This is a genomic window from Streptomyces sp. NPDC051243, assembly GCF_044455405.1.
Classification (GTDB): domain Bacteria; phylum Actinomycetota; class Actinomycetes; order Streptomycetales; family Streptomycetaceae; genus Streptomyces.
In genome coordinates, this window is sequence record NZ_JBITES010000019.1 from 67,030 (window position 1) to 77,333 (window position 10,304).

Annotated in this window: 9 protein-coding genes and 1 pseudogene; 5 read left to right on the forward strand and 5 right to left on the reverse strand. The window is 66.2% G+C overall.

All coding sequences use genetic code 11. From position 1 onward, the window contains the following. Nucleotides 1-325: 325 nt before the first annotated feature. Both ACIBAG_RS37915 and ACIBAG_RS37920 read right to left on the reverse strand, forming a co-directional pair. Entirely contained in the window at nucleotides 326-1,009 is a 684-nt protein-coding gene (locus ACIBAG_RS37915; protein ID WP_399111720.1) for a hypothetical protein, read from the reverse strand. Between the two features lie 411 nt (nucleotides 1,010-1,420). After that, entirely contained in the window at nucleotides 1,421-2,134 is a 714-nt protein-coding gene (locus tag ACIBAG_RS37920) for a hypothetical protein (protein ID WP_399111722.1), read from the reverse strand. Nucleotides 2,135-2,905: 771 nt separating this feature from the next. Between ACIBAG_RS37920 and ACIBAG_RS37925 the strand changes: the two genes are divergently transcribed. Both ACIBAG_RS37925 and ACIBAG_RS37930 read left to right on the forward strand, forming a co-directional pair. Next, nucleotides 2,906-3,244, forward strand: coding sequence for a hypothetical protein (locus tag ACIBAG_RS37925; protein ID WP_399111724.1), 339 nt, complete (start codon nucleotides 2,906-2,908; stop codon nucleotides 3,242-3,244). 865 nt (nucleotides 3,245-4,109) lie between these two features. Then, on the forward strand, nucleotides 4,110-4,316 hold the full coding sequence (locus tag ACIBAG_RS37930; RefSeq protein ID WP_399111725.1) for a hypothetical protein: 207 nt from the start codon (nucleotides 4,110-4,112) through the stop codon (nucleotides 4,314-4,316). 142 nt (nucleotides 4,317-4,458) lie between these two features. On the opposite strand, the gene ACIBAG_RS37935 is transcribed toward ACIBAG_RS37930, so the two are convergent. Continuing rightward, nucleotides 4,459-4,947 carry a hypothetical protein gene (locus ACIBAG_RS37935; protein WP_399111726.1) on the reverse strand — a complete coding sequence of 163 codons (489 nt, stop codon included), beginning with the start codon at nucleotides 4,945-4,947 and terminating at the stop codon, nucleotides 4,459-4,461. 95 nt (nucleotides 4,948-5,042) lie between these two features. Here ACIBAG_RS37935 and ACIBAG_RS37940 point away from each other — a divergent pair, with 95 nt between their 5' ends. Then, complete coding sequence (locus tag ACIBAG_RS37940; protein ID WP_399111728.1) at nucleotides 5,043-5,618, forward strand: hypothetical protein; 576 nt, start codon at nucleotides 5,043-5,045, stop codon at nucleotides 5,616-5,618. 76 nt (nucleotides 5,619-5,694) lie between these two features. Here the strand turns inward: ACIBAG_RS37940 and ACIBAG_RS37945 are convergent, their stop codons facing one another. Next, entirely contained in the window at nucleotides 5,695-6,069 is a 375-nt protein-coding gene (locus ACIBAG_RS37945; protein ID WP_399111729.1) for a hypothetical protein, read from the reverse strand. Between the two features lie 259 nt (nucleotides 6,070-6,328). Here ACIBAG_RS37945 and ACIBAG_RS37950 point away from each other — a divergent pair. Further along, a pseudogene (locus ACIBAG_RS37950) lies at nucleotides 6,329-6,967 on the forward strand (transposase); the annotation flags it as partial. Between the two features lie 26 nt (nucleotides 6,968-6,993). On the opposite strand, the gene ACIBAG_RS37955 reads toward ACIBAG_RS37950, so the two are convergent. Next, nucleotides 6,994-7,581 (reverse strand): immunity 21 family protein, encoded by a 588-nt coding sequence (locus tag ACIBAG_RS37955; protein ID WP_399111731.1) that lies wholly within the window; start codon nucleotides 7,579-7,581, stop codon nucleotides 6,994-6,996. Nucleotides 7,582-8,773: 1,192 nt separating this feature from the next. On the opposite strand from ACIBAG_RS37955, the gene ACIBAG_RS37960 reads away from it, so the two are divergent. Then, nucleotides 8,774-10,252 (forward strand): sugar transferase, encoded by a 1,479-nt coding sequence (locus tag ACIBAG_RS37960; RefSeq protein WP_399111732.1) that lies wholly within the window; start codon nucleotides 8,774-8,776, stop codon nucleotides 10,250-10,252. Nucleotides 10,253-10,304 lie beyond the last annotated feature (52 nt).

The following is a 10,304-nucleotide window of genomic DNA, read 5'->3' on the forward strand; positions in this document are numbered from 1 at the left end:
CTGTGTAGGGGGCAGGTACTTCGCCGTCGGTGAGGGCGGCGAAGTCGGCGTGTGCCATTTCGAGGGCCTCGGTGTACGCCTCGCCCTTGGCATGTTCGGCGAGTGCCCTGGGTCCGGTGGATGCTCGACAGGCTCGCAGTACTGCGCGTCCGCGCGGCGTCCCGAAGGGCGACTCCCACGGGATCGCCGCCCTCCTCACCCACACCCAGGGGTTTGACTCCGGTAGCAGGGGTCCCATGGGCACGTGGTGCCCACAGCGGGGCAGAGGACTGGACTCCGACCCCTCGCTCCCCTGGTGAGCTGAGGCCGGAGTCCTAGGCATCGATCAGCTCACCGAGCGCGGCCGCATCCTGGCGCCGAACTCAGGGCGGGCCGGCCGTCCTGCCCGCAAGGGAAGAGGATCGCGCAGCCTGGCCACATACCGCCGGTACGCCCGGGCCTTGGCCGAGGTGCCCTCGACGGCGGCGAGGCGGTCAGGGAACGTCACTCCTCCCGCGTACAGTTGGGCATTCGTCCCGAACTGATTCCCGTGCAGGCGGCCGGTTACCAGTCGGCTCCGGCTCCAGGGAATCGGCTTGGACCGGCCGGTTACCACCGGGCCGCGGTTGACCTGGAACCAGACCTCGCGGTGGTTGCCGAACAGCACGACACTCTCGCGGAGATCACGCACATCGGTGTACACGTCGAAGTCCCACTCACCCGGAGCTCCCCCAGAGGCGTAGTGCGCACGAAAGTGGTGCATGAACCGGGGCAGGTCGACAGCGGCGCCGAATGGAATCACCGCGTCGGCATAGGGCTCACCGGCGATGAAATGGATTCTGAACTCCAAGCCGTACAGCCGCCCGCGGACCTTCTCCTTGATGCAAAGTGAGAACGTGTCCGCGTCGTCATAGCTCCAGCGGTCCACGGCCCGGACATGCTGACTCAGGTGCTTGAACGACAGCGTGGCCCGATCAGCCAACAGGCCAGGGATCCGTTCGACCGAGCCATGCAGCAGATAGAGACACATCAGGTCCACCGGATGCGTTTCGTGTGCCAGTCGCGTAAAGAATCCATCGGAAAAACTGTCCCGCAAAGGTGCCTCCAGTCGCCCCGCCCTCCGTAATGTCGTGGGCCTGGGGAAAACCTACGTCCTTACGGACCAACGGAACAGTCAAATATCGGCAAGAGGGGGGTCTGAGGGCGGCGAAGTCGGTGTGTGCCTGCTCGACGGCTTCGGGGCACACCTCCTTCTTCTCGTGCTCGGCAAGGGCCCGGTAGACGCTGGCGCCAGACACGTATAGTCCCTTGCACCTGGCGGTGGGAACGACGAGGTCGGGCTGGACCTGCTCGATGGACTCGCCGCTTGCTCGCTGACGGAGAACTGAACAGGCTTACGGCCCAGGCCGACGTCCGTTGACGTCCTCGGCCCGTACACGATCTAAATCTCCCACCACCAGGCTTCGAGGTCGTGGTGATCGGCGAACTCCACGGGAACCGCGTAGGGCGACCCTTGTGCGACGGGCAGGGCGTCGGTGCGGCGGACGATGGTGCGCAGGTCCTGCACGGCGGGCATGTCGGCGAGTTCGGAGACGTCGAAGGGGCATCCTGCGGGGCCGCCGAGAAGGGTCTCGCAGCCGAACCCGTACCATAGTCCGATGAGTTCGCGGTCCTGCTTCTTCTCAGCGGTGACCGCTACCTCACGGACGACTTCGATCAACCGGGTGCGGTGGGGCGGAGCGGCGTCGGGGCCGTGAAGTTCGCCGGCGGCCGCCATGCGCCGCCAGAGTTCGGTGCCGGCGTCGCAGTAGAGGTACGGCGGTTCGACGTAGCCGTCTTCGAGCCAGGACCCGTGGCCATCGAAGTCGGGGGCGTCCTCGTCGAACGTGCGCAACGCGGTGAACTCCGTCAGCGCGTCGAAGTACGCGGACCGCTCGGCGTAGTCGGGGTGCAGGGAGACCGGGAAGCGGTACGTGTACCCGCGACGCAGCAGGATGTCCATGACGCGGAAGTGCGTGAACGAGCCGTCGAACCCGCTCTGGAAGCGGTACAGCGCCGAGTACCAGTCCCGGACACGGGGGTCGCCCGCCTCGGCATGGCCGTCCAGGATGCGAATCGAGTCCGCGACCAGGTCCTCGATCAGATGATCGGACATCGGGTTCTCCCTCCTCAAGGCGGCGACAGCGCAGGCCTCGCCGGTGCAGCCGACACCACGACACGGTCAGAAAGCTCGGCGGCTGCCATCTACAGCTGCCGTGTCCGCGAGCCCGACGACCGCTCGCCACGAGAGCGGCGGAAGCTCATACGCGCCGTGGGTCAGGGACAGACATCCGCACGTCCGACGCCTGGATACCTCCCAGGCAACTCGCCTTCCGATCTGCCTCGATCCGGATGACACAGTAAGCGCCGGTACATGCGCCACAGGGGCTCTCGGCCACCCAGACCGGGAAATTCAGTAGCGGATTGCGTAGTTCGACTGAACCACCGTCCGGCCGTGGTAATCGAACCTCTGTGTGGCTGCTGTGAGGCTGCTCTGCGGGAATGTCGTACGAGCTCAACGCCGTCATAGGAAGTTTCGACCTGCTCAGGAGCCAGACAGCCGGGATTCGGGAAACGGCCGCCGCCCCGCTCCGACAGCGCATGGGGCTGGTGCCTGTCACCACACAGCTCCTCGAGGAGCTGACTGGGCTTACCGATCAGGATGGTGCCGGGCCCGGTCAACCATTCACGGTGACGTCGTCGGCATTCGAGCAGACCTTGAGCTACTGGTCCCGGGGCGGGCCGATCACCTACGTGGAGGCAGACGTCCACGGAGGGGCCGGATACCTGGGACTTCACCGTTTCCGCTCTCGCCCTGCTCGATGTCGTTCCGAGCAGTTCCGAGCGGGCGAGCTACCACGATCTGTTCCTGGAGGTGGGGCTTGGCTTGGAACAGGACATGGACGGCTGGCAGTCGGCCGGCCGAACTGCTCGATGGGCGGCGACCTACGACGAGTGGCATCAGGAGCACCTGGCGGAGCAGGAGAGAACAGCGCGTGCCGCCGCGGAGATCGGAAAATACAGGAGGCTTCCCGACGTTCCGGTGGCTCTGGACGGTAAGGCGATCATGGAGCTGCTCGGCCTGCCTCCAGGCCCACTGATCGGTGTGGCCACTCGCTATCTACAAGATCTGCATCTCGAACGCGGCCCGCTGTCACGGGAAGAGGCCGTCACCCGGCTGAGGACCTGGGCCGCGGAGCAAGACACAGGATGCCGAGGCCGGTGATCGGCCAAGTAATCGTTTCATGAGGACGTCAATCGTGCCGCCGCCGAGGCAAGGGATGGCGCGCTTCGAACAGAGATGACGTAACACGTGTAAGAGGTCCTTCGCAGTCGCGGAGCGTCAACACTCCCGTGATCATGTGAGCCGTTGCTCGCTTCGGCGCGACCGACTCAGTTTCCCAGCAGTGCACGGCCTACTGCCGTTCGCTCTCAGTACTGCCGGGCATGGTGTGCCCGCAGGACATAAACAGCGCAAAGCATGGGCGAGACGGGATCAGACAGGATCGACTTGCGTGTTCTCTGACCTCTTCGGGACTCGGTGGAGCCGGGCCCAGGCACAACGCTTGCTTGGGTGCCGCTGCACAGAACCCATCGGCAGATGCCCCTCTCAGTAGAACCACGTAGTCGCTTACCGAACTTCGCTGCGAAGCTCACCGGTACGTGGTTGGAGCGTCCAGGATTACCTACGATGCGGAGCATGTCTGAACACGTGCGTGTTGGCGCTCGGGGCACCAGCTCTGTTCACGAGAGTGCGTGCTGGACGGGTCCGGCGTTGGCCGAATGGCATGTCCGTGTCCGTGACGACAGCGCGCGCCCTGGGCCACCTCACCTGGTCGATCTGACCGAGCGGGCTGACCGTCCTTGTAACGTATCCGAGAATTTCTGGGCGGGACTGCTGGAGGCCGGCTGGGCGGCACGGATGCCATCCAAGGACGGCCGGACTCGCTTCCAACTGCGCTACTACGGGGAGCGGTTCGAAGGGCTGATAGTCGGTGACGACTTGCCCGCGCTCGTGTACGCGGTCACCGAGTCGGGGCAGCAGATTCTGCTGTTCGATGGCGCAGTGCATGGTTATGAGGCGATGTTCTGTGACAGCTGGGACGACGACAGCCTGCGTACTCGCCCTGGAACGGCAGTCGTTGACAGACGTCGACGATCCCGACCTGGTCACGCTCGTCGATGGTCGTCGTATCCCGTTCGAGGCCGCCCGGCACGCCGCCTTCGACGCTGTCTCGATCACCGCCACGAACGCGCGGGGCCGGGCCACCGACGTCGTGTCGGAGGAGCTGGCATGAGTGGCGCCCACGGCGGCCCGTTCGCTGCTGAAGCGCCACATCACAACTCAGCCATGCGGTCTGCTCTTTGCGCTCACGGACGACCGTCCTGGTCAGCAACCTTGTGTGTGGCTCCTGACCAGCGGGCGCCGTCGTTCATGGCTCAGCGGGTGTCGACCACGACCGGCCGGAGCAGCTTGACGGCTTCGTTCCCCAGCTCCTCCCGGAATCCGTCAGCGCCACCGGTGACGTACGGCCCCATGAGCCGCGTGTAGGCAGCGCTGGCCAGATACCACCGGCCGCCGACCAGCGCCAGGCGGCAGTACGGATCCTGAGGGTCGACATCGACGAGGGACGGATCGACGCCGCACAAGACGTCCACGTCGAATCGTTCTGCTATGTGCTCCGCGAGGCGCAGATCAGGGTATGGACCGAGGTCACACTCGTACACATGCACCACAAGACCGAGTGGCCATGCCGGATCATCGGTGGGCTCGAGACTTGCCCATAGGCTTCCTATGTTGTCCGGAACATCGGCTCCGGGGGGTTGCACCACCAACTGCAGGCCAGGCGGGATCAATTCCATGAATATGGCAGCCACTTCGGCAACGGTGAACGCCCGTGACAAGGTAATGCTGAACATGATCGTCATCCAATCATGCCTGATGTGGCACCAGGGCGTGCATCGAAAGCGGATCAGTAGGGTGGGGTTGTGATGGGGGTCGCGCCGTTGTTGGGGAGGTCGCCATGTTGTTCGGGTCGCGGACCGGATTCGGTTTGGAGTTCCACGTCGAGCAGGACCCGTCTCTGCTGTGCGTCGATATCTTCGTCGGCGGGCTCCATGTGAACGCAAGGGACAACGCGTTCTATCCGCCGTTGCTGGTCAAGAAGCTCAAGGACGAGATCGGTCGCTTCCACGTACCGACTGCGCCGCCGGAGGGGTTCACATCGCCGTCGGAGTCCTTTCGCATCGCCGAGAGCTGGATGTACGACGATGTCGGTACCCGGACTTCACTTGGGATTGAGGAGGCACTCGCGCGGTGTGAATTCCTGGAGTGGGGAGAGTGTACCGACGAGGTGACGGCTATCGCGTTCCCCGATGGGGACCGGGTGCATCTTGCCTGTCGGGTACGCGAGGGAGGCGGCCCCGCCTGGGGCACCGAGCCGACGGTGGTGTCGGTGAGCCGGACGATGCTCGTCGAGACGCTGGAGCGCGGCCTGGCCATCGCCGAACGCGAGTGGTCTGCCCGGCTCGCCGCCATCCGCAAGGCCCGCACTGACACATGCGACGGCGGGGACGTATCCAGCGTGCGTTCTCCGTAGACGTGCATCGAATGGGTGGTCAATCACTCGTGAATGGGCGCTATGAGTGGCTGCGGCAACCCGCAGTGGGAGACCCTCAGGCGTGATAAGTGAACCCGCCTAGGTAGTGCAGAGCGGTGCCGTGTGGGTTGGTGACCACGTTGGGTGCGAAGACGCAGATCGCGGCGTCAGCCAGCTCGGTCGACTCCACTTTTGGCAGCCACTGGTCGGCGTACGACGCCCCTCTAAGGAGTATCTCGGGGACAACCGGCGTGAGGTGACCGTCGTCCTGGGCGTGGATGGCTTCGACGCACATCGGTTCGAGCTCGACAATTCCGGTTTCTGCCATAAAGACGGATGGTTTTGCGTCCCCGTTCTCCGACCACCCCGCATCGACGTAGCTCCGGATGTCTTCGAACGAGGAGAACCGGCCGCGCGACAGGAAAACATGCACCACGTTGGCTTCAGTCACCCGACGATTGTCGCCCACCACTGAACCCGCCCGCGACCGCCACGAGACATCGTCCTCACATCGGACTCCCATCAACGGGTGACTGTGCTCACTTCTGAAACACGCCCTACGGGCTCGTGCAGGGTGGCGGTGAGGCGTCGAGTTCCTGATCGTCGATCATGGCCGTGTGGTTGGGAATGAGTCTTGGGCAACAATCATCAGCGACCGGCGGATCACAGGCCTGTCTGCCAGTCAGGGGGGGTATGTCCCGCCCGGGGCGGCCTGGGCACTGCCGCTGGAGGAGCGGGTGCTGCTCGTGATCGCGTACTGGCGCACCAATCTGACGCTGCGGCAGTCAGCCCCGCTGTTCGGAGTGTCGAAGTCAGCGGCGGCTCGGATCGTCGGCTGCACCGGACCGCTGCTCGCGCTCAAGCAGCGCCAACGCTTCCGCAGGGGCACCGTTTTGATCGTGGACGGCCCGCTGGTACCCACCCGCGACCGCACCATTGCCCAACAGTCCAAGAACTACCGCTACTCCACCAGCCACCAGATTGTGCTGGACGCGGACAGCACGTTGGTCGTTGCCGTCGGCCGGCCGCTGCCCGGCAACCGCAACGACTGCAAGGCATGGGAAGAATCAGGCGCAGAGGCCATGGTCGGCCGGGGCACCACCATCGCTGACGGCGGCTACCGCGGCACCGGGCTGCTCATTCCGCTCCGGCGTGCTCCAGGCCAGGAGCTTGCGGCATAGGAGCAGCAGCACAACGCCTCGCACCGTCGTGTCCGCGCTCGCGTCGAGCATGCCATCGCACGGATGAAGACCTGGAAGATCCTCCGCGACTGCCGACTGAAAGGAGAGGGCGTCCACCACCCGAAGCTGGGCATTGCCCATCTGCACAACCTTGCGCGCCGCGTGTGACCGCCCGCATGAGAGTAGCTGCCCGTTCAAGACTCGGTGGGCAGGAGCTGGACCAGGCCGACCCAGTTTTCCTCGTCTGCCTTGGTGTGGGTAGCCCGGACCCTCCAATGGCCGGCGGGCAGCGGAACCGGTGCCTGGGCGGGCATCCCGCCGCCGGGATACTCGATGTCGAGTTCGGACCCTGCTTCGGCGGAGTCCATGAGTATGGCCGGACCGTCCGACACCCACGTGCCGCACTCCTCCCACTCGGTGGCAGGGTCCGCAAGGACGGCCTCTGCTGCGGCCTTCAGCCCGGCCTCGGAATCGGCGGCAAGCCACCGCAGGAAGGCTCGGCGCTCGGGCAGATAGCAGCTGGTGGCTGGCTCGTCCGCCAGCACCAGTGCCTGCGCACCGTTCTCGCCAACGGTGATCACACCAGCCAGATCGTCCACCGCGCAGGCCCGGTCGTAGTCGTCTGGAGCGGTCGCGTCTCCCGCCATGACCCCGCTCTCCGTGCACCCGCGCCATGCAGCCAACGCGGAAACGGGGATGACGATCAAAGGTCCGCCCATCGACTCCACCCAGACAGGGGAGGTGTGGGACGCATCGGCCGCGGCAGACGAAGAGGCGCTCATGCCGTCAGTGTGCCCGCGCCCACTGACAACGCCCGCGCCGCTTGTTGGCGCCCAGCACGGGGAACGGCTCGGCGCCCGCGGCAACCAGCAGTTGCGGGACGGCCTTTAAGGAATACGGTCTGTGACCGCGGGCGAGGTTGGCTGGAGCGCGTCGCAGGTGCGTTCTGGCTCGTCTGGTGAGTCTGTACCAGCACGGGGAGATCCCGGTGCTGGTTCGGTGCTGACTCGAACGCCCGAGATCAGTCAAACCCGCAGGTCCTAGCCCCGATCGAATGAGTTGTTGTACCACTCGATGGTGGTGCCGATGAGGCTGGCGGCGACGATGCGCTTGAGGTTGCCGGGGGGTGGGGGAGCGGTGGTTGCGTAGGCCATGTGCGCCACTTCCTCGTGTGCGGTGGAGACGGGTACGTGCTGGGACAGCGTAGGAACATGCAGGTCAGGCGCACATGTGGTGGGGCAACATAGTTCGGGGCGTTGCTATGCGGCGGACCGCTATGCCCGAGGGTGGGGGGGTGGCGGTTCAGTGGCTCGAACAGGGGGGTCTTGGCCACAACCCAACTCCGCCCGCGGACGCTTCGCTTCATGGGTGTCCCCGGAGCGGCCGGCAGTGCCGGACGCCTCGGCGTTGCGGGTGCCGGGAGCCCTGAGAACTCCCGTCATCACACGTCGAACGGCACGCCTTCGCCGCCAACACACCGCGGGCAGTCACCGGTCCGTGGATCCGGCTTCAAATCTTGAGCACAAATTCCACACACACCTCTCTTCAGGCGGGCCCCGATGGTCTAGATTGACCGTGCTTCACATGCGGGGACACCAGGCGACAAAAGATGATCTATAGGTCCGGCGCTGCAAACAACCAGCAGCCGCGTCTCTGGCGCCGGACTTGGGTGTGATCAATTCGTCGAGCCCGAGAGGGTGCTTTGGGTGCGGGGAGCACCCGAGGTTTCGACGGGGCACCGCGTGCCTCGAGAGTCTGGCAGGACATGCGAGTCCGCTGCTGCCACCAGGGCGGGTTGTTCAAAGAGCGCTGAAGTAGCCGGGATGCCATGGGCGGGGGCGGGAGCCTCGCGGGGAGGAACAGCGCGGCGCCGGGGCCTCCCGAGGGGAGGAAGCGTGCGGGGGGCGGGGGCCTCCTGGGGGGAGGAACAGTGTTGGCCGACCACGTCGTACCACTGGGGACCAGGGGGGTTCTGTGCGGCAGGGGGGATTAGTCGGCCCTTTTCCGTCGGCGCGCGGGCGTCCGGGGGATGGGGCGATCAGCAGGCCCGCGATCGATTGGGAGCAGCGGTACCGCCGTACCGTGATCACCAGCGATACCGTGGCCACCGCCTTGGTGGTGGCGGCGATCGGCAACTTCTTCGGGGCCCGGGACGCGGCCAACTGGCACGAGAAGTGGGGAATTCTCGCATTCGGCACCGAGCTGCTGGTGCTGGGGGCGCTTGCGGTGAGCCGGTCATGGGCTCCGGCCGTGCTCGGCCAGGGCGCCGAGGAGTTCCGTCGGCTCGGGCGCTCCCTGTTCACGGCGACCGTCGTACTGGCGCTCGGCGGGATCGCCCTGACCTCGCGCAACATCAAGCTCTGGATCTTCGTCGCGATCCCCGCGATCGCGCTCGTCACCATGACCGAGCGGTATCTGCTCCGCCTCTGGCTGCACAAACAGCGGAAGGAAGGACGGTGCCTGAGACCGGTGCTCGCTGCCGGGAGCCCGGACACCGTGCGCGACCTGATCACCCGTACCCGCAGGTTCCCGCACCTCGGCTGGCGGGTGGAGGCGGTGTGCACGACGGACGGTCGCGGTCTCGACGGTGACCACCTGGACGGGGTGCCGGTCGTCGGTCAACTGACGGACGTCGCCAAGCACGTCCGTCACGACGGCTACCGTGTTGTCGCGGTCACACCGGACCCCCATTGGACACCGGACCGGCTGCAGCGCCTGGCCTGGAACCTCGAGGGCAGCGACACCGAGATGGTCGTGGCCCCCGTGCTGATGGAGGTGGCCGGCCCGCGGTTGCACGTCGACGCGGTGCTCGGGATACCGCTGCTGCGGGTCAGCATGCCGACCTTCACCGGGGGCCGCCGGGCGATCAAGGGGGTCGTCGACCGGATAGGCGCAACGTTTCTGCTGATGCTGTTCGCGCCGCTGATGATGCTCGTCGCGCTGCTGGTGGTGGTGGACAGCCGGGGCGGGGCGTTCTACCGCCAGCGCAGGGTCGGCAAGGACGGCCGCGAGTTCACCATGCTCAAGTTCCGCACCATGGTCGTCGGGGCCCACGGGGCACGTGCGGAGCTGGCCGCCCGCAACGAGGGCGCAGGCCTGCTGTTCAAGCTCCGCCGGGATCCGCGGGTGACCCGGGTGGGGGCAGTGCTGCGCCGGTACTCGCTCGACGAGCTTCCGCAGCTGTTCAACGTACTCACCGGATCGATGTCGCTCGTCGGACCGCGGCCTCCGTTACCGGAGGAGTCCGCCGCGTACGGCCCCGACATCCGGCGGCGGCTGCTGGTCAAGCCCGGGCTCACCGGCCTGTGGCAGATCAGCGGACGCAGCGACCTGCCGTGGGAGGAGGCGGTCCGCCTCGACCTGCGGTACGTGGAGGACTGGTCGCTCGCCCTGGACGCAGTGATCTTGTGGAAGACGCTGCGTGCGGTGTTCTACGGCCAGGGGGCCTACTGATGCGCGGGGGTCGGCGTCCGGCCGGCGCGCGGACCGCGGGCCACAACGGCCT